We start from the raw sequence: 23,256 nt of genomic DNA, 5'->3' as shown, positions 1-23,256 counted from the left end.
TCAATTAGAAAAGGCTTGCCAGTGTTGGCAAGCCTTTTTTATGAGCCAGCACTGGCAAAACCAATTAAGGAATAGGGAGTAAAAAGAGCAGAACCAATTCTGTGACCATGGACCTTTCCTATATCTTGAATGAGTTGGGCGAAGACCGCGCCGCGTATTTTAATGCCGTGGCGCCGCCCATTATCCAGTCCAGCAATTTTGCCTGCCCAACAGTAGAAGACTTCAAGTTTGCCTTGCAACATGAGGCAGAGGTGGACTTTTACACCAGAGGCAATAATCCCACGGTAGATATTCTGGAGAAGAAGATAGCAGCCTTGGAAGGGATGGAGCACGCCATCGCGTTTGGCAGCGGCATTGCGGCGGTGTCGGCGGCGGTCTTGTCGCAGGTGAAGGCTGGTGACCATGTAGTCTGCGTAAACAAACCCTATACTTGGGCCAATGCGCTCATGAAGAAGTTCTTGCCGCGTTTTGGGGTAGAAGTGACCATGGTAGACGGCACTGATCCAGAAAACTATAGGCTGGCTACCAAGGAGAACACGGTGCTGTATTACTTGGAGAGCCCCAACTCCTTTACCTTTGAATTGCAGGACATTGCAGCCATAGCGGCCATTGCCAAGGAGAAAAGCATCTTCACCATTATAGACAACAGCTTTGCCAGTCCATTGTACCAGAATCCCGCAGCCATGGGCATTGACTTGGTGGTACACGCCGCTACCAAATACATAAGCGGGCACAGTGATGTAATGGGCGGCATCATCTGCGGATCTAGGGAAAGAATCAACCGCATCTTTGAACACGAATACATGACCCTGGGCGCGGTCCTTTCTCCGCATGATGCCTGGCTTTTGATTAGGGGCTTGCGTACGCTGCCCGTGCGGATGGAGCGCATTGCGGCCACCACCCGCCAAGTCATTGCTTTCTTAGAACAGCACCCTGAAGTGGCAAAAATTTACTGGCCGTTTTTGCCCAGCAATCCTCAGTATGAACTGGCTAAAAAGCAGATGCGCAACAATACTGGGCAGTTCACCATTCAACTTGCCACGGAAGACGTTCCTGAGATTGAGCGCTTCTGTGACAGCCTTCAGCATTTTTTGATGGCCGCCTCTTGGGGAGGACATGAGTCACTTATCTACCCAACGGTGGCATCCTATAGAGACAGCAACTACAAATCCAACCTGCCTTACAACCTCATCAGATTCTATATTGGTTTGGAAGAACCAGACTACCTGATTAAAGACTTAGAGCAGGCTTTTACTAAGATGAAGGGCTAGCCGTTTTTAGCCTGTTTTCTGGGAAATAAGCAAAAAACGCCGCCTTGTCTAGCAGAGCGGCGTTTTTTATGGGATGACTTTATATGCTGTTTATAACTCGTCTTTCAAGATGGCCACGGCCTCCTGAATATAAAGGTCTTTCTTGGCGTTTCTGGTAAAAGCACTGAAACGGGCCGAGGCAGACGTATCAGCAGCTAATTTGGCTACATCGGCTTTCAAAGTGGCCACATCCAGCTGCGGAATGTTCTTGCGCACGTCTTCCAGTTTCTTGGCTTCGGCTTGGTTCTTCTTCTCTTCGGCCATGTAGGTAGACAGTTTCAAAGAACGAAGTGTAGACTCAGATCTGTCTTTCAAGCGCATGGCACCTTGGTTAATCAAGGAGAAGGTTGAGCTATTGGTGATTCTGGCTTTAGACGAAGCTTTCAGCTTGTCTATTGGTAACGCCGGGCTCTGCCAAGTAGTGAATTTGGCCGCCGGAATCTCATCAAATGGCAAGGCATGCTCTTGTTCCTTCTCACCGTATTTCAAGTAAGAATAGGTGTCAGGTAATTGAATGTCTGGCGTAACACCACGCATTTGGGTAGTACCACCATTGATGCGGTAGTATTTCTGGGTAGTCAATTTCACATGGCCCAGTGGTTTCACGGCATTGAACGTAGCTGGCAACACTTGATCCAGGTTAAAGAACTGTTGAACGGTTCCTTTTCCATACGTTGAGCTACCAACAATCACCCCACGCTTGTAATCCTGAATAGCCGCGGCCATAATCTCAGAGGCAGAGGCGCTGTTTTCATTCACCAACACCACCAATGGCCCAGTAAACTGCACCTGTGGATCACGGTCTTCCAAAACGGCAGGGGCACCCGTGGCAGATTTCACCTGTACCACCGGACCAGACTTGATGAACAATCCTACCATGTCTACCACGTCTTGCAGTGATCCACCGCCGTTGTTGCGTAAATCCAGGATAATGCCTTGGGCGTTTTCCTGCTTTAATTTCTCAATCTCAGTGGCTACGTCATCGCCGCTGTTGCGGCCTCCGGTGCCGTTAAAGTCAGCGTAGAAGGCGGGCAGTTGAATATATCCGATTGGTTTAGGCCCGTTGATCAACAAAGATTTGGCAAAGCCTTCTTCACGCACTACCACGTCTCTAATAATAGAGATGGTTTTGATGGTGCCGTCTACTTTCTTTACCGTTAAGCGAACCTCAGTGCCTTTTTTACCACGCACCAACGTAACTGCTTTGTCTAGGCGCATGCCTTGTACATCTACCGGCTCCTTGTTTCCTTGAGCCACCTTCAAGATCATGTCACCGGCTTTCAAATCGCCTTGCATGTAAGAAGGACTGCCTGGAGTGATTTCAGAGACTTTGATGTAGCCGTCTTTTTCTGTTAAGACCGCGCCAATCCCTTCTAAGGTGCCAGAGAACTCAATGTCAAAGTCTTCTTTCTCCTTAGGGGCGAAGTACTCCGTATGTGGGTCAAATATATTGGCAAACGCATTGAAATAGGTTGAACGCCAGTCATCATTCTCCAATTGGCCCATCCGCTTGAAGAGCTCATCATAGCTTTCCTTTATTTTCTTGCGGGCATCAGCCTCAATCTCAGCCTGGGTTTTGATAGGTTCTTTGTTGCCAGTAGTGTCAGCTTTTTGCTGGCTGTCCATGGCATCAGCTACTCTAATAAGGGCTTGATACTTCAGATACTTACGCCATTCTTCTTTCAAAGCAGCCTGTGAGGTGGCAAACTTGATTTTATCTGGTTTTACCTCAATCGATTCTTCCTTGGTAAAGTCAAAAGGCTTGTCCAGAATCTCTTTGTAATAGCCTTCGGCCTCTTTTAAACGCTTGTTCAAAAGGGTCATGGACAGGTCAAAGAACTTGAAGGAACCGTTCTTGATCTCATCATCCAGCTGGGTCTGGTATTTAGCCAGTTGGTCCACGTCAGATTTGAGTAAGAACTTTTTATTATAGTCCAGACGCTCTAAATAGAGCGCGAAGGCTTTCTTGGAAAGGTTATCGTCCAGGCGCTCAGGCGAGTAGTGGGCAGAGGAAAGCCCCTGCATCAATACCTTGGCCAGTACCTCGTTCTTCTGGATGGCAGTAGGGCCGTCCTTTTCCAGAAGTTTATAGGAGGCAATCCCAAATACCACTGAGGCAGCGGCACCGTAGGCAACCAGTTTTGTTTTCAATGAGAGCATATTACAGTGATAAAGTCAGTAAATATATGCAAAAGTAGTGCCTGTTTCTAGGGGCTTTGCTTTTTCTCTTAAACGTTAGTTTAAAGTTAAAAGGTGTACACCCGTCGGCTTATTTAAACACTTCTGCAAGTGCCATTGTCCATAGCGCTAGCCTGTGTTCTAATAGTAAACAAAGGATTGGAAAGGAATGTTCTATTTTTCAGGAATGTGGCCTTAGTTGGCATGAAAGCCGCAAAATGGCAAGTTGGTGAAAAGTTTTATCAGCTGGTTATGGAAATATAGGAGTTTCTGCATCTAAAGGATATACAACCAAACATCCAATAGCCATGGAAACCAAACACAACCAACCAGAATCTTTAAATGACATGGTCTTTGAAGGCAGAAACAAAGACTATGGCGCCTATCAATTACGCAGGGCCTATCCCAAGCATCTAACCCAAGCCAGTTTCTACGCGGTGGGTTTGTTTGTTTTCCTGTTCACCTTCCCGGCCTTGGTAAATAAAGTAACTGGTAAGCACGAAAATGCATTCCCAATTGTGAAGCCACCTACCAGAGGAACTGTGCTAACTGAGATTAAATTACCGCCATTAGCTGAGGTTAAGCAAATAGAAAAGCCTGCCACTCCGCCGCCAGCCTCTGGTCCTACTATCAAGAATGTGGTTCCCAAGGTAGTGGATAATGCCCAAGCAGCAGAGGAAGACGTCCCAACTCAGGAACAATTGAAACATGCCACCGCTGGACTAACTAGCAATGAAGGAACTGGAGAACCATCAGCCAACGCCTTGCCTTTGGAGGGAGGTGCACCTGAAGGAACTGGCACTGAACCTGCGGAAACTGGTGCCGCCAAGCCAAGCTACTTTATCTCTGTGGAAAGAATGCCCGAGTTTGACGGTGGCATGAACGCCTTGATGAAGTTTGTAGGCAAGAACTTGCGCTACCCACCTGCGGCCCAAAAAAGCGGAATTGAGGGAACCGTGGTGTTAAGTTTTGTGGTAAGCCCTACCGGTGAGATTGGGGGCATTGAAGTTTTGAAAGGCTTAGGCTATGGCACCGAGGAAGAAGTGGTGCGCGTCATAAAGAAAATGCCCCGCTGGAAACCAGGCATGCAGAACGGCAACGCAGTACCGGTAAAGTTCACTTTGCCCATTAGACTACAGATGAACTAACCTTAGATCCGTCTTAAAATAGAAATCCCCGGCACCAAAAGAGGAGCCGGGGATTTCTTATGCTAATTGATGAACTTCTACTATCTGTAGATATGCTCACCACGGTTAGTACGCCACTCGTTTTCAAAGTAGTCAGCGTCTTCAGCAGAGCGAGGAGTTACCCCCATCACAATGTTGCCTTCTTTTACGCCAGACTCATATACTTTGGCGCGGTCTTCAGGAATACCAGAACCTACAAGAGCTCCTAGTAAACCACCTGTTAACCCACCAGCACCAGCACCGGCAAGACCAGCTGCCAATGGACCGGCAATCACCAATCCTAAACCTGGCAAGGCTACTGAAGTACCAATGGCTGCAATGGCACCCACAATAGCACCAAGAGTACCACCAATGGCAGAACCAGCGCCAGCACCTTCTAAGGCTTTGTCACCAAGTTCAGTATCATTGTTATGGCTATCTGAGAAGTGACGCTTGCGGGCGTCATCGCTCATAATTACGTTTACATCATCTTTAGAGTAACCGCGGCTATGCAACGCATTGTACGCACGCTCGGCACTCTCTCTATCTTTGAACATACCCGTCATCATGCGGTTGCTGCTGGTGTTTCCAGTGTGATTTTCCATAGTTCGTTGTTTAATGTTTAGTAAGTGTAACATAAGTAAAACAAATTAGCCGGCCGTTTACCGGCCAATTGATTCTTGTGAATTGATAAACGCAGGTCATCCGTATAAGTTACACTCGCTCACAAAGTCCATTCTTGCTATAATGAAAAAACGCCCGTGGTAGAGCCACGGGCGTTTTGACAGAGTTTCCGGGAAAACACCCGAAAAACAGATAGAATAAAGGGTCTTAGTTGTAGACTTTCACCATGTACACAAAGTCCTGCAATTTCTTCAATTGCTGCGGTCTTGAGGTACCGGCTAAGCTATTTGTCTTTGGCAGGTTCACCGGCTGCGGCAATCTGCTGGCCGGTAATTGCTCCAATAAAGTTAAAAGGTAGGCAGATTTCACTGCGAAGGCCGCTCCATCCACACCCAGCATCTTTCCGCTAATCACGCCAATCATATTGCCTCTGTCATCCAATAATGGACCACCGCTGTTACCAGGGTTCAACGGTATGGAGATTTGGTACGATGACGTGTCTCCGTAAACGCCAGACTTTGAGCTTAAGGTTCCGTCACCAAACACCAGGTCTTCTCTTGGATACCCGAGCGTAAACACGCGTTCGCCTAAATCACTCTCACTAGACTTGAACGAATAAGGCAGTTTACCAAAGCCGTGGAACGCGGTATCTACCACTTGCAACAAGGCCAAATCACGCACCTGGTCAGAGTAGACCTCTACTACCTTAAACTTGTCGCCGGCTTTGTTTTCAATCATCAAAGAGTCTGCGCCTTCTATCACATGATAACTGGTCACAAAGTAGCCGTCTGCCGTCAAAGCGAAGCCAGAACCTGTGAACTGGCCCGGGTTCACTGATGCTCTTGGCGTGGAAGTGGCATCCTGCAACAAGGCGTTTTGCTTGCGCTTAAGGGCGTCCACTTCGCGGCGCAATTCCACGTAACGGGCCGTCTGCTGCTGGTTAGCCGAACGCCACAACTCCATGCCCATCAAGCTGCTGAACACCGTGACAATAGCCACTGTGGCCGCTACCATCATGGTGGCAGAGTACTGTTTTAAGAAAAGACGGATGGCCGGCGTTTTGCGTGCCGGTGTGGCTACGGTGGCTGGTGCCGTTCTCGTTTGAGTTGGATTTTCGGCTTTCCACTCCTGGTGCAGACCTTTCAAGCGCTGGCGTAGCACTTTCTGCTTGCCATGAGACTGCAAGGTGGCGGTCAAGGTCTTAAAATCCTGCACCCGCTGCGCGAAAACCGGATCAGAAGCTATGCGCTCCTCCAACTGGGCCCGCTCAGAAGAGGTGACCTGGTGTTGGTGGTACCGTTCAATCAGTTCGTATAATTCCCGTTCACTCATATAGATGCTCACCCGTTAGGTAGGTGCCTGTATTTCTGATGCACGTCAGGCGGTCACATGGGCGCCTGGTAATCTGTGAAGAAGAGCTTCTTCAAACGCATGAGGCATTTGTACTTCTGGTTCTTGGCAGAGTCTGCATTGGTGTATCCAAACTTCTCTGTAATCTCAGGCATGCCCATGCCTTGAATGTAAAAGTCCTCTAGCAAGGTTTTGCAAGGCTCACCCAGTTGATCTAGGGCAGAGGCCATGGCGGCAAACTTGAGTTCATTCTCCTCTGCCTGGTCTACCTCTTCCTCTACGTGGGCCAGTTCAGACTCAGTATCTTCAATTAAACCTAAACCGTTGCTGAACCTGCTGCTTCTAGAGAGCCTTTTTAACCATAAACGTCTGCATATGGAATATAAGTACGTCTTTATCTGGCAGTTAAGTTCCAGTTGTCCGCTTTTGATCTTCTCGTAGAAGACAATGACTGCTTCCTGGTAAATATCCTTAGCGTCATCCTCAGAACCATTGTTGTTGTATACAAAATGCAGCACCATGGGGAAGTGCATCTTATACAACTGTGAAAGAGCCGATTCGTCTTCTCTCCTGATTCCTTCTATAATGTCGGCATCGGACGCTAGCGCCTTGCTACTCATGCTATGTCAATTAATACAGGTTCAGGGATTTAGTAACCCATCAGAAAAAAATAAAAAAATTTTCTGAAAACGTGGGTTACCTCCCGGGGGGTAGTGGTATGAAGGGTGAAAATTAAAGCTAAAACCCTTTAAAACCCATTAAAATGAAAAAGGTATTTTCTCTTGCCCTAGTTGCTGGTATGTTCGTTTTCGCTTCTTGCGAGTCTAAAACTGCTGAGACTACTGAAACAACTACTACTGAGACTACAACTGAAGCTACTGATGCAACTGCTACTGACGCTGCTGCAACTGACGCTACTACTACTGACACTACAGTAACTACTACTACTGACACTACTGCTACTACTACCACTACTGGTACTACTGCTCAGTAATTAACCGCGTGCCTCTGGTACGCAGTTTAAAAACGTCTCCTGTGCTTTGCATGGGAGACGTTTTTTTTGTGCCTCTTGAAACGTATGGGGCAAAAGAAACCCTCGTTTTTGGCCTGTTTTCCAGAAAACAGGCCAAAAACGAGGGTTTGAATTTTTTTAAGCGTTTTGCTTCTTGCGGCGGGCTCTCTCTTTACTAATGAGGTTGAACTCGCGGCTGCTCTGCCCGGCAATGGCGGTGTTCTCATCTGCACGGCGCAACAGGTAAGGCATCACAGCCTCCACCGGACCATATGGTACGTACTTGGCCACGTTGTACCCAGCATGCGCCAGGTTGTAGGAGAGGTTGTCACTCATGCCTAGCAGCTGCGCAAAGTAGAATCGCTCATCATTGGGCTGGATGCCGTGCTGGGCCATCAATTGCATGAGTACGTAGCAGCTATCCTCGTTGTGGGTACCGGCGCAGATGGCAATCCTGTCTGCATGCTCCACGCAAAATGTAAGAGCGGCGTTGTACAAATCATCCGTGGCTTGCTTGCTGGGGTTGATGGGGTTGCCGTAACCCTGCTGCTGCGCAGTTCTGGCTTCTTTCTCCATGTACGCGCCGCGCACCAACTTGCCGCCTAAGTAATACCCGTCCCGCACCGCATTCTCATAATCGCGTTTGATCACATCCAGCCGGTCGTGGCGGTAGAGTTGGTAGGTATTGTAAACAATAGCGCGCTCTTTATTATAAAGGGCCATCATCTCATAGGTGAGTTGGTCAATGGTCTCCTGAAACCAACTTTCCTCTGCGTCCACAAAAATTCTAACCCCGCGCTCAAAGGCCCGCTGGCAGATGGAGTTGACTCTGGCTCTGGCTTTGTCATACGCCGTCTGCTCTGCCGCAGTCAAAATCTGTCCTTTCTGCACCTTGGTCAGGATAGCGCTGTCTGCCACGCCAGTCACCTTGAAAACGGAGAAGGGAATGTGGGTGGATTTATGCGCCCGCTCAATGGTGGCAATAATCTCTTGGGCGGTATGGTCAAAGCTCTGCTCGCTGCCTTCGCCTTCTACAGAATAGTCCAGGATGGTGCCGATGTTAGACTTGCCCAAGCGCTCAATGGTTGGCGTGCATTCTTCAATGGTTTCGCCGCCGCAGAACTGTTCAAAGATGGTTTTCTTGATGAGGGTTTTTACGGGCAGATGCCACTCCAGCGCTTTCCGCATCATGGTGCCTCCCATTTTCACCAGAGAGTTGTTGTTCATGGCTGCAAACAAGAGGTAGGTCTTGTACAGCTTGGCGTTAGATTGGTCTGCAAACGCAATGGCGGTATTGTCAAATGAAACTTTAGGGTCAGGATTCATTTAATATATGCTAATTTAGACCCACAAAGATAACCAAAAACCGCTCTCTGAAAGGGAATGTTTTGCGTAAACAAAGCACCGTATTTCAGGAAAGAAAGGGTAGACATGGAGAGTAGAAAAGAAGACAATTATTTCCATCAGTTGGGCAAACTGCGCCGCAAACCCTTGGCTATTGCCGGGCCGTGCAGCGCCGAGACCCGGGAACAGGTCCTGGACACCGCCCGCCAACTGAAGGACTTACAAGTAGATATATTTAGGGCCGGGGTCTGGAAGCCCCGTTCCAAGCCCGGCACGTTTGAAGGCGTGGGCCTGGAAGGCATGGCTTGGCTGCAAGAGGTGCGCCATGAATTCGGCCTGCCCGTGGCCACCGAGGTGGCCAAACCCCAGCACATTGAATTCGCGCTCAAGCACAACATAGACGTGCTCTGGATTGGCGCGCGCACTACTGTGAACCCGTTTGCAGTGCAGGAACTAGCTGAGGCCTTGCGCGGTACCAGGGTCCCCGTGATGGTCAAGAATCCCGTGAACCCAGATTTAGCCTTGTGGGCCGGCGCCATTGAACGCCTTTGGGCCGTGGGTGTAACGGATGTAGCCGCCATCCATAGAGGTTTCTCCAGCTATGAGCCCAGCCAATACCGCAACCTTCCGCTGTGGCAGATACCGGTGCAGTTAAAAGCCCAGTATCCTAACCTGCCCATCATTGTAGACCCTAGCCACATTAGCGGCAAACCTGAGTTGATTTATCCATTGTCCCAAAAAGCGTTGGACCTGGACTTTGACGGCGTCATGATTGAGACGCACCCCAACCCTAAGGCCGCTCTTTCTGACGCCGATCAACAGATTACGCCTGCGGTGTTAGGCGAGATTCTGGCCAAACTACAAGTGCGCAGCATGCCCGACCAGGCCTTTGTGTCCCGTGCCGAAGAACTGAGAAAGAAGATTGACCGTGCCGACCGTGAGATTCTGGAAGCCTTGGCCCGCCGCATGCGCGTGGTAGAGCAGATAGGAGAGGACAAGAAAGAAAACAACGTGGCCATTTTGCAACTGGAGCGCTGGAATGAGATTTTTCTGACCCGTCCAGATTGGGCCATCCAGCTAAACCTGCATCCAGAATTCATCCAAGAACTCTACCAACTCATTCACGTGGAGTCCATCAGGATTCAGACGGAGGTGGTAAAAAAAGACAATTAAGCATTGGTCATTTTTGGCCTATTTCCCAGAAAACAAGCCAAAAACGACATTATTAGAAAGAACCGTGACAGAAGAAATTTTCATAGGAAAGGAGTCCCTGCCACAGTGGCAAGCGCTTTTATCTAACAAAGCCCACAAAACTGTGGTGGTGCTGGTAGATGAAAACACGTTGGTGCATTGCTATCCTATGCTCAAACCCTATCTCCCAGAAGGCCACCACCTGGTGCAGATTGCCAGCGGCGAAGAAAATAAGAGCCTGGCTACCTGTGAGCATGTCTGGCGAGAACTCACCAACCTGCAGCTGGACCGCTGGTCCTTGCTGGTGAACCTGGGCGGCGGCGTCCTGACAGATTTGGGCGGTTTTTGCGCCAGTTTGTATAAGCGCGGCATTCGGTTTGTGAACGTACCCACCACGTTGTTGGCGCAGGTAGATGCCAGCGTGGGCGGCAAAACGGGCATAGATTTTATGGGCTTCAAAAATCACTTAGGCGTGTTTAGAGAACCTTTGGCCGTGCTAGTGAATACAGACTTCCTGAGAACCCAGGACCTGCGCCAAACCAAATCTGGCTTCGCCGAAATGATCAAGCACTGGCTGATTGCGGATGCGGATATGTTCAAGGAGCAACGCTACATTGGCCTTTTCACCGAGAATTGGCCGGCGCTGATTGAGCATTCCATCAAGATAAAATCTAAGGTGGTGACGGCAGACCCGCTGGAAAATGACGTGCGCAAAATCCTGAACTTCGGGCACACCATTGGACATGCCGTTGAAAGTTATTTTCTGGAAAAACCCAATCAGCTATTGCTACACGGTGAGGCCATTGCTGTGGGTATGCTCTGTGAAGCCTGGCTGTCTGTCCAGAAAGGTTTGTTGCTTGCAGAAGAACTGGACCAGATAGAGACGTTCATTATGTCTATCTATGAAAAAGTGATTCTGCAGGAGAGCGATTTGCAGGCCATCAGTCAACTGTGCCTGCAAGACAAAAAGAACAGCGGCTCCACCATCAACTGCACCCTGCTGGAGAAGATAGGCAGCGCCGTGTATGATCAACCTATTACCCTGCAAGAGGTGCAGCAAGCCTTGCGCTATTACCATTCTCTATGATTTCTGCTTCTGCTGTGCGTGTCGCTCACCCTACAAAGGTGTTGACGGGGCGCGTTTCTTTGCCTGCCTCTAAAAGTGAAGCCAACCGTGCCTTGATCATTAGGGCATTGAGTGGTCAGGACTTTGCTATCCACAATCTATCAGATGCCAATGACACGGCTTTGCTGAACCGTTTGCTGTCTACACCCGCTGGCCCAGAAGTAAGCGCCGAAGACGCCGGCACCGTCATGCGTTTTTTAACGGCTTACTACGCCATCACCAACCAGGCTGTCACGCTCACAGGCACGGATCGCATGTGCCACCGGCCCATTGGGGTCTTGGTAGATGCTCTGCGTACGCTAGGCGCTAAGATTGACTATGCAGGCCAGGAAGGATTTCCGCCGTTGCAGTTGCAAGGTTTTGAGTCTTCTGGCACCAATCAACTTACAGTGCGCGCAGATGTCAGTAGTCAATATATATCGGCGTTGCTCATGGTGGCGCCTTTGCTGCCACAGGGCCTGGAATTGACCTTAGCAGGGAAAATTGGTTCTGAGCCCTACATTAGGATGACCCTGGCGCAGATGGCGCACTTTGGCGTGCAGGCTGTTTTTGAGGGGAATAAAATTTCTGTGCCGGCGCAAAATTACCAAGCCAAAGAATACACCGTGGAGTCAGACTGGTCGGCGGCCAGTTATTGGTACAGCATGGTGGCATTGGCGCAAGAAGCTGATATCTTCTTGCCAGCCTTGCGCCCAGATTCCCTGCAGGGCGACAGCGTATTGCCTGACCTGATGACGCCGTTTGGGGTGCAGACCACTTTTACGGAGGAAGGCGTTCGCCTAACCAAAGCGCCAGCACATCAAGATATCCACCGAATTGATTTCTCAGCCTGTCCAGATTTGGCGCAGACGGTGGCTGCCTTGGCTGCGGGTTTGCAGTTAGAAGTGGAGATGACGGGTTTGGAGAGCCTCAGGATAAAAGAGACCGACCGTATTCTCGCCATCCAAACCGAGCTGCCCAAACTAGGCGCCACTTTGCAGGAAACTGCACCAGGCGTTTTTAAGGTAATTCCTGGAAACCAGGCCAAAAACGAAGCCCGCATCCACACCTATGAAGACCACCGTATGGCCATGGCTTTCGCACCGCTGGCACTCAAGCAAGAGATTGTCATTGATGAGCCAAACGTGGTTAAGAAATCGTATCCAAGATTTTGGGAAGTTCTAGAGCAGGCTGGCTTTCAGATCAGTCCTGTTTAGCAAATTGCTTTCATAAGGAAATTCCTCCTTTTATAATGCCTTGGTTGCAGGCAAGTAACTGATTTTCTGGTTTATTCTGGTTTGTCCAAAACCTGAGATGAGGCAAAAAGTGAGCGGATATGAAAAGATTTTGAAACGCTTTTCGCTATAAAATTCATCAAAATTTTTATCCAGAAAATTTAAAATTCCAAAGGCTGGAAAGGGTGAAAACCTTCTTTTTTGGGCTTTTAATTCTTAATCCTAGCGGGAAGGTTTTGGCTTGATTTTCCTTAATAATCAAAAAAATCTGCATTTAAATCTCTTATAGGCTACTTATCAATCTAATCTATTGACCATCAATAAAAAGCATGAGGAATTTTAATAGAATAGGAACTATATAGATTGGTTCAATTTGTAACTAAAGTAAGATGGTAGTTGGAATCTGAGGGTTTTTGTGATTAGGTAAATGAACTTTTCCAACATGGCTTCATGTTTACCGTATAAGCAACAAAACTAACCTGAGTATGAAAGCTATGAAAAGATATAACGTATGGATGCTGAATGCCGCATTCTTGTTCGGAAGTGTTTCACTGGTATCATGTGCTAAAGAAGAGACTGCTGCACAGAAGGAAGACACTAAGAAAGTAGCTAAGTTCCTGCAGAAGGCAGTAGAGACAGATAACTTCGGGATTGTGACAGGTATCCTAGCCACAGATAAAAGTAAAGCCGAAGCCGTAGGTGATTACGGAATGACGATCTCTAACGTGCACTCTAAAACCAGCCCGGTTCTTGAGGATTTGGCTAAGAGAAAATATGTGGAGGTAAGCCAGACCTTGCCAGCCGAGAAAAAGACCCTTGTCGCCAACTTGGAGAAGTCAGATTCTCTAGCCTTTGACAAAGAGTTTATTGACGTTCAGATTGCCGCCCAGAAAGAAGCGGTAGCCTTGTATGAAGAAGCTGACAAAGAATTGAAAGATGCTGAAATCCAGTCTTTCATTGACCAAGTGTTACCAGTGCTTAAAGAGCATTTGCAAGAAGCCCAGGAGTTGAAATTGGCCATGGCCACTCCTAAATAAGGCTTTGAATAAATAAAGTGAAAAAGCCCTTCTGCCATCTGGCGGAAGGGCTTTTTTTTTATGCCAAGCGGATAGCGAGCAGATTAAACGCTGCGTATCTCTTCAAGTACTTTCTGCAGATAAGGAACCGCATACTGCAGCCTGCTCCCGTACCAACTAAACATCTCACCATCCACAATCAGCACTTTTGCCTGAGGACAGATCTCCTTAAATTCTTGAATGTGCTTTTCTTGAAACGGAAACGGCTCTGAGGACAGCAGGATAACTTGCGGGTTAAGGGCAGCTAACATGGCTGGTGTTACTTCTGGATAGCGGGGCAGGTGTTGCAAGGCGTTCACCAATCCACAACGAGTGAGAATGTCATCTATAAAGTTGTTTCCGCCCACGGCCATGTAAGGATTCTTCCAGATAAAGTAGGCGGCCGTCACGGGTGGCTGGATAGGCTCAATCTTCTCAAACTGGGTTTTTATAATAGAGGTGAGCTTTCCAGCCTGGGGTTCTGTCCTGGTTATTTTGCCCACTTGCTCCATCATGGCAAACGCATCTTCAAGCGTATAAATGTCGCTCATCCAGACAGGGTATTTCTGCTGGAGCGCCTCAATGCCTTCCTGGTAATTCTCCTCCTTATTACCGATGATCAAATCTGGCTGCAACTGGTCAATTACCTCCGTCTTAAAATTTTTAGTCCCGCCAATCTTGGTTTTACCTTTCACCAACTCCTTGGGGTGAAGACAGAACTTGGTCACGCCTACCACGCGGTCTCCCAAGCCCAAGTCAAACAGCAGCTCGGTCTGCGAAGGCACCAAAGAAACAATGCGTTGGGGTGCCTGCGGTACTAATACCTGATGCCCCATTTGGTCTGTAAACACCATAATTGAAATAAGGATTATCTAGGCTAATTGTCTTACCCTGCACTAGCCACCCAGAAGAAAATTAGCGGGCCAATTAGACAAGGAATGAAAAAGGACGGTCTTTCGTTTTTAGCCTGATTTTCAGAAAACAAGCCAAAAACGAAATTTACTCATGCTCTGCAGCTATCAGTGTAGGATTGGCTAAGCGCCATTCACTCGCCAATACAGCATACACGTAAGAGTCGCACCATTCGCCTTTTATATAAATGTTCTCCTTGAAATGGGCTTCGCGGCGCATGCCTAGTTTTTCCATGACCTTATATGAGCCGGTGTTGCGCGGGTCGCAGTCGGCCCAGATACGGTGCAAGTGTAAATCTGTAAACCCGAAGTTGACCATGGCCTGCGCCGCCTCTGTGACGTAGCCTTTGCCCCAGTAGCTTGGGTGCAGAATGTACCAGAGCGCGGCGTCTTCGGCGTCATAATCTACCTTCATGCCCACGCGGCCCACTAGCATATTGGTTTGCTGTACGACAATGGCCAGGTCAAAGATAGTGCGCGGGTCTTCTTGCGCTTCTTGCAGGCACTGTTCAAGGTATCGCCGGCTTTCTTCGGCGTCCCGTACGTCACTGCTCTGGTACCGCATCACCTCACGGTTGGATTCATAGAGGTTGGTGAAGTGCCAGTCATCTTCCTTGAATTCTCTGAGTAAAAGCCTGGGGGTTTGTAATTCCATGATGAAGGTAAAGGGAAAACCGAAGTCCAAAAATACAAAGACCTGTGAAGTTTGTACGCCTCACAGGTCCAAGTCTCATAATCGTTTTTAGCCTCTTTTCTGGAAAACAGGCCGAAAATGACTATTTCAAATAGCGGAAATCATGGTCTGCTTTTAGTTGCAGCAAGAACTCATAGTAGAGCTTGATGATGTTGTCCACGTCGTCTCTGTGTACGGTCTCTACCGTGGTGTGCATGTACTTGAGCGGCAAGGAGATCAAAGCAGAGGCCACGCCTTCAGAAGAGTAGGCAAAGGCGTCTGTGTCGGTGCCGGTAGCTCTTGTAGCCGCCGCACGCTGGAATGGAATCTCGTTCTTTTCGGCTACCTCAAACAACATATTGAGCAGGTTGTTCTGCACCGCTGGACCATAGGTGAGCACTGGGCCTTTGCCGCAATGCAAGTCACCGTGGGCCTTTTTCTCATAACCCTGTGACTGGGTGTCATGGGTCACGTCTGTGATGATGGCCACGTCTGGCTTAATGCGGTGCGCAATCATTTCGGCGCCGCGTAGGCCAATCTCTTCCTGCACCGCGTTGACAATGTACAAGCCAAACGGAAGCTTCTTCCTGTTTTCCTTGAGCAGACGGGCCACCTCTGCGATCATGAAACCACCAATGCGGTTATCTAAAGCGCGGCCCACGTAGTATTTCTCATTCATCACCCACAACTCGTCATCAAAGGTGATGACACAGCCCACATGGATGCCCAGGTCTTCTACTTCTTGCTTGTTGGTAGCACCGCAGTCTAAGAAGATGGTTTCTACCGTGGGTGCCTTGTCTTGCTCAGGCTTGCGCACATGAATAGCCGGGTAGCCGAACACTGCTTTTACAGGGCCATTTTTGGTGTGGATGTTTACGCGCTTAGAAGGAGCAATGACTGCGTCTGAACCACCGTTGCGGCGCACATAAATGTAGCCTTCGGCGGTGATGTAGTTCACAAACCAGGAAATCTCATCGGCGTGGGCTTCAATGACCACTTTGTAGCTGGCCTCTGGATTAATGACGCCTACCACGGTGCCATAGGTGTCTACAAAATAGTCGTCTATGTAGGGTTTGATATAGTCTAACCACAACTTCTGGCCGGGGGCTTCAAACCCGGTGGGGGCAGCATTGTTGAGGTAGGCGTTTAAAAAGTCAAAAGATTCTTTTCTCATGGTCTAAGTAGAAATCTAGTAGAAAGGGAAAGGGCTGAGGTCAGTTTCCTGCGCTCAGCCCTAAAGGTTATATGGTTTTTACAAAGGAATGTTGCCGTGTTTCTTCTTAGGCAACTGGTCCACTTTGTTTTCTAGCATTTTGAACGCCTTAATCAGCTTGGCTCTGGTCTCAGAAGGATAAATCACCTCATCCACAAACCCGCGGTGTGCCGCTCTGTACGGCGTCGCGAACTTTGACTGGTACTCGGCTACTTTCTCGGCTAGCTTGGCTTCTGGGTCCTCAGAGGCAGCTATCTCACGCTTGAAGATGATCTCAGCGGCCCCTTTAGCACCCATTACGGCAATCTCGGCGGTAGGCCAAGCGTAGTTCAGGTCAGCGCCAATGTGCTTGGAGTTCATCACGTCATAGGCGCCGCCGTAGGCTTTACGGGTAATCACGGTCACGCGCGGTACGGTGGCCTCACAGAAAGCATATAATAACTTAGCCCCGTTGGTGATGATGCCTCTCCACTCTTGGTCGGTGCCTGGCAAGAAGCCCGGTACGTCTTCCAGTACTAATAATGGAATGTTGAACGAGTCACAGAAGCGCACGAAACGAGCGGCTTTGGTAGACGCGTTGATGTCCAATACACCCGCTAAAACTGCTGGCTGGTTGCCCACAATGCCAATGCTACGGCCAGCCAAACGGGCAAAGCCCACTACAATGTTCTCCCCGAAGTTCTTGTGAACCTCTAGGAATGTGCCAGCGTCAATGATACCCTCAATCACCTCGCGCATGTCATAGGGTTGGTTGGGGTTCTCAGGCACAATGGTGTTGAGGACTTCGCGGGTTTCGTCTTTTTTAGCTTCATACGGCACGGCAGGAGGGAGCTCCTCACAGTTCTGTGGCATGTAGCTGAGCAATTGCTTAATGTTCTGGATGCAGACCACCTCATTGGCGCAGGAGAAATGCGTCACGCCGCTTTTGGTGCTGTGCGTGCTGGCACCGCCTAATTCCTCAGAGGTCACGGTCTCATGCGTCACCGTTTTCACCACGTTGGGGCCGGTCACAAACATGTAAGACGTGTCTTCTACCATCAAGATAAAGTCTGTGATGGCTGGAGAATATACGGCACCGCCGGCGCACGGTCCCATGATACCTGATAATTGCGGTACCACGCCAGAAGCCAAGGTGTTTTTGTAGAAGATATCGGCGTATCCGCCCAAAGAAACCACGCCTTCTTGGATGCGGGCTCCGCCAGAGTCATTGAGGCCAATTACGGGGGCACCGTTCTTCATGGCAAGGTCCATGATTTTAACGATCTTCTCCGCGTGGGTTTCAGAAAGGGAACCGCCAAACACGGTGAAATCTTGAGAGAAGACATATACTAAGCGGCCGTTCACGGTACCGTAGCCGGTCACTACGCCGTCACCTAAGTAGTATTCTTTGTCCAGCCCGAAGTCTTTGGAACGGTGCATGACAAACTTGCCAATCTCTTCAAAAGAGCCTTCGTCTAAGAGTAAGTCTATGCGTTCCCGGGCGGTGAGTTTGCCTTTTTTATGTTGAGCATCAATGCGGGCCTGGCCTCCGCCTAAGAGGGCTTCTGCATTTTTGCGGTCTAAAATCTCAAATTTACCTTTTGATGTAGTCTGGTCTGACATTGAAGCAGTTTGATGTTGATATAAGAAATCAAATTTAGGAAAGTATAAGCCACCGCGAAATTTTCACCCCGCTTTTCTTGCTGTCATCACTAGATTCCTGAGCATTCTGACTGACCAAATGCATTTACTTGAATAAAAGCGTGCGTTTTTAGCCTACTTTCTAGAAAACAGCCCAAAAACAAGAAAGGCTGACAGTTTGTCTGTCAGCCTTTCTAATTCATCTATGAATGACTAGTCTTTGGACTTCTCATCAGTGGGTGTCGTCTCCTCAGAAGGTGTTTCTGAGATCTCATCAGACGTGTCGGGCACGTTAGACTTTTCACCTTTGCGATTGCTGAAGGTGAGCTCTTCTTTACCCTCGGCGTAGTCAATGAGAATCACATCTCCCTGGGCCAACTCCGCTTTCAGGATTTCCTCTGCAATAGGGTCCTCCATGTACTTGGTGATGGCACGGTTCAATGGACGGGCACCATACTTGGAGTCATAGCCTTTCTCGGCTACAAAATCCTTGGCGGCGTCTGTGATCTCAATGGAGTAACCCAATGTTTTCACGCGGCTCAACAACTTGGCAAGCGAGATATCAATGATCTTATGGATATCTTGTTTAGCCAATGAGTTGAACACAATCACATCATCCAAACGGTTCAGGAATTCAGGCGAGAACGTTTTCTTCAAGGCAGAAGCAATAGTGCCTTTCATGATCTCGTCCACGTTGTCTGTGCGGGTCTTGGTGGCAAAACCTACCCCAGCCCCAAAGTCCTGCAAATCACGGGCCCCAATGTTGGAGGTCATGATGATGATGGTGTTTCTGAAATCTACCTTACGGCCCAGACCATCTGTCAACACGCCATCATCCAGTACCTGCAACAACAGGTTGTACACGTCTGGGTGCGCTTTCTCAATCTCATCCAAAAGAACCACAGAATATGGCTTACGACGGATTTTCTCTGTCAGCTGACCGCCTTCTTCATAGCCCACGTAGCCCGGAGGGGCTCCCACCAAGCGAGATACACTGAATTTCTCCATGTACTCACTCATATCTATGCGCACCAGAGAATCCTCTTTGTCAAATAAGTAGGTAGCCAGTACTTTGGCCAACTCTGTCTTACCAACCCCGGTAGGACCTAAGAAGACAAACGAACCGATTGGTTTTTTAGGATCTTTCAAGCCCACGCGCGTACGCTGGATGGCTTTCACCAACTGCTTGATGGCTTTCTCCTGACCAATCACTTTGCCGCTCAGCTCTTCACCCATGTTAAGGAGTTTCAAGCTTTCTTTCTGGGCAATACGCTTCACAGGGATGCCGGTCATCATGGCGATTACCTCGGCCACGTTTTCCTCTTTCACGGTGTAACGCTTCTTCTTGGTTTCTTCTTCCCAGTTCTTCTTGGCCGTTTCTAACTGATCCAGTAGTTTTTTCTCTTTGTCACGCAGTTGGGCCGCCTCTTCATATTTCTGGCTTTTCACTACGCGGTTTTTCTCTTCCTTGATGTTCTCAATAGACTCCTCAAGTTTAAGAATATCCTCTGGGACAATGATGTTGTTGATGTGCACGCGGGCACCAGCCTCATCTAAAATGTCAATGGCCTTGTCTGGCAAGAAACGGTCAGACATGTAGCGGTCACTCAGCTTTACACAGGCCTCAATGGCTTTATCTGTGTAGTTAACGTGGTGGTGGTTCTGGTACTTGTCTTTGATGTTGTGCAGGATCTCAATCGTCTCCTCTGGCGTGGTAGGGTCTACCATTACCACCTGGAATCTACGAGCCAATGCACCATCTTTCTCAATGTACTGACGGTACTCATCTAAGGTAGTGGCACCAATACATTGAATCTCACCGCGCGCCAAGGCTGGTTTGAACATGTTAGAAGCATCCAGAGAACCAGAGGCTCCACCGGCACCCACTATCGTGTGCAACTCATCAATGAACAGAATCACGTCAGGAGATTTCTCCAGTTCGTTCATCACGGCCTTCATGCGCTCCTCAAACTGACCGCGGTACTTGGTACCAGCCACCAAAGAGGCAAGGTCCAACGTCACCACACGTTTGCCGAACAACACTCTAGATACCTTTTTCTGGATGATGCGCAGGGCAAGGCCTTCGGCGATGGCTGTTTTACCAACACCTGGCTCCCCAATCAAGATGGGGTTGTTCTTTTTACGGCGGCTCAAGACCTGAGCCACGCGCTCAATCTCTTTCTCGCGGCCTACAATCGGGTCCAGCTTGTCTTCTTCGGCTAGTTTGGTCAAGTCACGCCCAAAGTTGTCCAGTACCGGAGTACGGGACTTCTCGGCGCCTTTCTTGGCCGCGCTGCCGGCTGCTCCCTTAGAAGAAGATCCGAAGAGCTTGTCGTTGTCGTCGTTGTCGTCTGTATCTGAGGATGCGAGTGGGTTGTTAGCATGGTAGTCTAACGAATCCCGGATGGCTTCATAGTTCACGTTGAATTTGGCTAGAGTTTGTGATGAGATATTATCCTCATCCCGCAAAATAGACAACAGTAAGTGCTCAGTGCCAATAATGTCTGACTTGAAGATTTTAGCCTCCAGGTAGGTGATTTTGAGTACTTTCTCTGTCTGCTTTGTGAGCGGAATGCTACCCGTTATATTAGTATTAGGGCTGGCGGTGTTTTTGGTGGCTTGCTCCAATGAATATTTGAGCTCCTCCATGGGCACCCCCAGTTTTTTAAGCAAAGCAATAGCGGTGCCTTCTCCCTCTCTGATCATACCCAGAAGCAAGTGCTCTGTACCAATGTAGTCATGGCCTAAGCGGATTGCTTCCTCGCGACTGAGAGAGATCACCTCTTTCACTCTATTTGAGAATTTGGCTTCCATGTAAGTTCTTGTCTAGTAAATTGTTGTAGTGCTATTTTCTGCACCTGTTGGCGGCAATGGCCACGCTAAAATTTAACAATTAGCAGGGGGCAAATGTTCACAGAAAATCATTGGTTCTGTAAGTAAAGAGATGCCTCTGGCCCAAGGTTGAACAACAAGTCAAGTATACTCAAATTAGGTGCAAATTGTTTGCCAAATACCTGCGCATACTTCTTTATGTCCAAATTGTCAGGCTCCCGCTTGGGATGGAGGACGTTGCGCAGGTCCAGCACCGGGGCAGGGTAGGTCGTCTCATAGCTCTCTGTAAGCCTGACGGGTGTCTTCAGTTTCAGGAACTTGAGGTACAGCCGCAGCAACTCCAGGTTGAGCTGGAACAGATGCGATGGTTTCCTCTCATATACCGCCTGGATGTAGTCTGCGTAAAACTCAAAGAAGGGCGCGTTACCGTACGCAGACCGGATGGTGCGCCAGTGCACATCTACCCAGCGCTGGTCATACTCTATCTCAACGTCCAGCGCCTTGATTTTCTTGTTCCCGTTTTTGACCGGCACGGTGAGGGGCAACACACCCTGCGCGGTAAGGATATGGCAACGGTTGCGATAGCTCTGTTTCTGGTAATGCTCCTGGCTTTCCAGCAGAATCTCATCTGCCTGGACGGCTTTTTGGAACCAGACAATGCTGGGGTGGTAGTGTAGTTCTGTCAGTAACTGCATGCGGTACGCAAAATGGAATGCCTGCAAGTAAAGGAAATAATTGAATGTATTGATTTGCTTAGGGCAGGAAACCGTTTTTTAGGTTTATTTTGGGAAATAGGCCAAAAACAGATTCTCACTGTGTTTGACGTTGTGCACTCGGTTGGCTGTTCCTGAGAAGGTTTCTTTCTTCCGGTGCCCTTATGCTGCCTTGTTTCATTTTCACCGCCAAGCGCTCACGGCCGCGAGGCCCCGTCTTCCCGCCTCGCGCTGTACCAGCTTGCCTCCTTTGCGTAGCACCACCTTTGACCGGCCAACCAATCCTGCCTTGTTTCAACCGCCGTCCTGGCAGTTGCGGCAACCTGCTTAGGCGACTCGACGGAAAGACTGGATCAGATGCGTTTAGTAAAGGCTTTTACCAAACGCTGATTTCTCCCTTGAGGGTGGTGAAGGGGGAGTACACTAGTTGGTGGCACAATTAAGAATTAACAATCAACAATCAGCAATCAAAAAGACTTGCGATTCAGAACTCGCGACTCAGGACTCTTAACGTGGTATCCTTTTAGTAACGGGTGTTTATATACATGGCAGAACTTAAGCCCCGTACTTTTGCCTTATACATGATCACTCGTACAAAGAGGGTGAGTATGATAGATTAGATGTTATGGCGAATAAAAAACTAAGTGATATACCAGTTTCTGTTTTGGATTTGGTGCCCATGCGCGAAGGCCAAACCCCGGCAGACTCTTTTAAAAACACCGTAGAACTGGCCCAGCACGTGGAGCAGTGGGGCTACCAGCGCTACTGGATGGCCGAGCACCACAACTTTGTGGGCATTGCTAGTTCTGCTACGGCAGTCTTGATTGGGCATGTGGCCGGGGCTACTTCCAAAATACGCGTTGGCTCTGGCGGCATCATGCTGCCCAACCACGCGCCCTTGGTAGTAGCCGAGCAGTTCGGGACGCTGGAAAGCCTGTACCCCGGCAGAATAGACTTGGGCTTGGGACGCGCTCCTGGCACCGACCAAGGAACGTCCATGGCCCTGCGGAGAGACCTGCGTGGCACCGTAGACGAATTCCCGAACAACGTAGTGGAGCTGCGCGATTACCTGGGTGACGTAGATCCCAACGCCAAGGTGCGGGCCGTGCCCGGCGAGGGTACGCACGTGCCCATCTGGATATTGGGCTCTAGTACCTTCGGGGCTCAGTTGGCCGGTATTCTGGGCATGCCTTATGCCTTCGCCAGCCATTTCGCGCCCTCTCATTTGAAGGCCGCCCTGCACATGTACCGCGAAAGCTTCCAGCCCATTGGCACCTTGAAAGAGCCTTACGCCATTGCCTGCGTGAACGTGATTGCCGCTGACACATATGAGGAGGCACTGTTCCAATCCACCACTTTGTATCAGTCGTTTCTGAACGTGGTGCGTGGGACCGGCAAGCGCATGCTACCGCCCGTCAAAAGCATGGACGGGTTGTGGGATGCCTCTGAACGCTACGCCGTCCAACAGATGCTGCGCTATTCTTTTGTAGGGAGCCCTGTCACCATTGAGAAAGAACTGCAGACGTTTCTGGATGAGACGCAGGTAGACGAAATCATGGTCGCCTCTAATATTTATGAGCCCAAGGACCGGTTACGGTCTTATGAGATTCTGTCTGGGTTCTTCAAGAAGGCCTAAGGATTTTTAACGAGTCAAGGAAAGGCAACCAGTTGATAAGATTGGTTGCCTTTCCTTTTCCAGGATTCCTGAAATTCGGGAAAGCGCT

At 49.1% G+C, this 23,256-nt stretch carries 19 protein-coding genes; 8 read left to right on the top strand and 11 right to left on the bottom strand.

Annotated features, from left to right (window positions below; translation table 11 throughout):
- Positions 1–107: 107 nt before the first annotated feature.
- Complete coding sequence (locus TH61_RS01740) at positions 108–1,271, top strand: PLP-dependent aspartate aminotransferase family protein (RefSeq protein WP_066505068.1); 1,164 nt, start codon at positions 108–110, stop codon at positions 1,269–1,271.
- Positions 1,272–1,361: 90 nt separating this feature from the next.
- Here TH61_RS01740 and TH61_RS01735 read toward each other — a convergent pair whose 3' ends face one another.
- Positions 1,362–3,470, bottom strand: a complete 2,109-nt coding sequence (locus TH61_RS01735) for a carboxy terminal-processing peptidase (RefSeq protein WP_066505066.1) — start codon at positions 3,468–3,470, stop codon at positions 1,362–1,364.
- A gap of 326 nt (positions 3,471–3,796) precedes the next feature.
- Between TH61_RS01735 and TH61_RS01730 the strand changes: the two genes are divergently transcribed.
- The gene (locus tag TH61_RS01730) at positions 3,797–4,636 is read left to right on the top strand and encodes an energy transducer TonB (protein WP_066505062.1); all 840 of its coding nucleotides are present in this window, start codon (positions 3,797–3,799) and stop codon (positions 4,634–4,636) included.
- 80 nt (positions 4,637–4,716) lie between these two features.
- Here the strand turns inward: TH61_RS01730 and TH61_RS01725 are convergent, their stop codons facing one another.
- The 3 genes from TH61_RS01725 to TH61_RS01715 all read right to left on the bottom strand — a co-directional run bounded on the left by TH61_RS01725 (position 4,717) and on the right by TH61_RS01715 (position 7,248).
- Complete coding sequence (locus TH61_RS01725) at positions 4,717–5,259, bottom strand: hypothetical protein (RefSeq protein WP_066505060.1); 543 nt, start codon at positions 5,257–5,259, stop codon at positions 4,717–4,719.
- Positions 5,260–5,485: 226 nt separating this feature from the next.
- A complete protein-coding gene (locus tag TH61_RS01720; protein ID WP_066505059.1) occupies positions 5,486–6,610 on the bottom strand; it encodes a serine protease in 1,125 nt (374 codons plus the stop codon).
- Positions 6,611–6,663: 53 nt separating this feature from the next.
- Positions 6,664–7,248, bottom strand: coding sequence for an RNA polymerase sigma factor (locus TH61_RS01715; RefSeq protein ID WP_066505058.1), 585 nt, complete (start codon positions 7,246–7,248; stop codon positions 6,664–6,666).
- Between the two features lie 143 nt (positions 7,249–7,391).
- Here TH61_RS01715 and TH61_RS01710 point away from each other — a divergent pair, with 143 nt between their 5' ends.
- Entirely contained in the window at positions 7,392–7,622 is a 231-nt protein-coding gene (locus TH61_RS01710; RefSeq protein WP_066505050.1) for a hypothetical protein, read from the top strand.
- A 156-nt stretch (positions 7,623–7,778) separates the two neighbouring features.
- Here TH61_RS01710 and TH61_RS01705 read toward each other — a convergent pair whose 3' ends face one another.
- Positions 7,779–8,966, bottom strand: a complete 1,188-nt coding sequence (locus TH61_RS01705) for a proline dehydrogenase family protein (RefSeq protein ID WP_066505048.1) — start codon at positions 8,964–8,966, stop codon at positions 7,779–7,781.
- 105 nt (positions 8,967–9,071) lie between these two features.
- Between TH61_RS01705 and TH61_RS01700 the strand changes: the two genes are divergently transcribed.
- The 4 genes from TH61_RS01700 to TH61_RS01685 all read left to right on the top strand — a co-directional run bounded on the left by TH61_RS01700 (position 9,072) and on the right by TH61_RS01685 (position 13,552).
- Complete coding sequence (locus TH61_RS01700) at positions 9,072–10,157, top strand: bifunctional 3-deoxy-7-phosphoheptulonate synthase/chorismate mutase type II (RefSeq protein WP_066512417.1); 1,086 nt, start codon at positions 9,072–9,074, stop codon at positions 10,155–10,157.
- A gap of 64 nt (positions 10,158–10,221) precedes the next feature.
- On the top strand, positions 10,222–11,262 hold the full coding sequence (gene aroB, locus TH61_RS01695) for a 3-dehydroquinate synthase (protein ID WP_066512414.1): 1,041 nt from the start codon (positions 10,222–10,224) through the stop codon (positions 11,260–11,262).
- On the top strand, positions 11,259–12,497 hold the full coding sequence (gene aroA, locus TH61_RS01690) for a 3-phosphoshikimate 1-carboxyvinyltransferase (protein WP_066505046.1): 1,239 nt from the start codon (positions 11,259–11,261) through the stop codon (positions 12,495–12,497). Before aroB ends, aroA begins: the two co-directional genes overlap by 4 nt.
- A gap of 512 nt (positions 12,498–13,009) precedes the next feature.
- Positions 13,010–13,552 (top strand): DUF4142 domain-containing protein, encoded by a 543-nt coding sequence (locus tag TH61_RS01685; protein ID WP_197464078.1) that lies wholly within the window; start codon positions 13,010–13,012, stop codon positions 13,550–13,552.
- Positions 13,553–13,635: 83 nt separating this feature from the next.
- Here TH61_RS01685 and TH61_RS01680 read toward each other — a convergent pair whose 3' ends face one another.
- From TH61_RS01680 to TH61_RS01655, 6 genes are all read right to left on the bottom strand, one after another.
- Positions 13,636–14,406: an ABC transporter substrate-binding protein gene (locus TH61_RS01680; protein ID WP_082780436.1), complete on the bottom strand. Its 771-nt coding sequence runs from the start codon at positions 14,404–14,406 to the stop codon at positions 13,636–13,638.
- 163 nt (positions 14,407–14,569) lie between these two features.
- Positions 14,570–15,136 carry a GNAT family N-acetyltransferase gene (locus TH61_RS01675; RefSeq protein ID WP_066512411.1) on the bottom strand — a complete coding sequence of 189 codons (567 nt, stop codon included), beginning with the start codon at positions 15,134–15,136 and terminating at the stop codon, positions 14,570–14,572.
- 121 nt (positions 15,137–15,257) lie between these two features.
- A complete protein-coding gene (locus tag TH61_RS01670) occupies positions 15,258–16,328 on the bottom strand; it encodes a M42 family metallopeptidase (protein ID WP_066505039.1) in 1,071 nt (356 codons plus the stop codon).
- A 78-nt stretch (positions 16,329–16,406) separates the two neighbouring features.
- Positions 16,407–17,969: an acyl-CoA carboxylase subunit beta gene (locus TH61_RS01665; RefSeq protein ID WP_066505035.1), complete on the bottom strand. Its 1,563-nt coding sequence runs from the start codon at positions 17,967–17,969 to the stop codon at positions 16,407–16,409.
- Positions 17,970–18,200: 231 nt separating this feature from the next.
- Positions 18,201–20,801, bottom strand: coding sequence for an ATP-dependent Clp protease ATP-binding subunit (locus tag TH61_RS01660; protein WP_066505033.1), 2,601 nt, complete (start codon positions 20,799–20,801; stop codon positions 18,201–18,203).
- A 107-nt stretch (positions 20,802–20,908) separates the two neighbouring features.
- Positions 20,909–21,514, bottom strand: coding sequence for a WbqC family protein (locus TH61_RS01655; protein ID WP_066512409.1), 606 nt, complete (start codon positions 21,512–21,514; stop codon positions 20,909–20,911).
- Positions 21,515–22,157: 643 nt separating this feature from the next.
- On the opposite strand from TH61_RS01655, the gene TH61_RS01650 reads away from it, so the two are divergent.
- Positions 22,158–23,168, top strand: a complete 1,011-nt coding sequence (locus tag TH61_RS01650; protein ID WP_066505030.1) for an LLM class flavin-dependent oxidoreductase — start codon at positions 22,158–22,160, stop codon at positions 23,166–23,168.
- The last annotated feature ends 88 nt before the right edge of the window (positions 23,169–23,256 follow it).

Origin of the sequence: Rufibacter sp. DG15C, assembly GCF_001577755.1 — a bacterium.
Taxonomy (GTDB): domain Bacteria; phylum Bacteroidota; class Bacteroidia; order Cytophagales; family Hymenobacteraceae; genus Nibribacter.
This window is presented reverse-complemented; position numbering and strand designations above follow the sequence as displayed.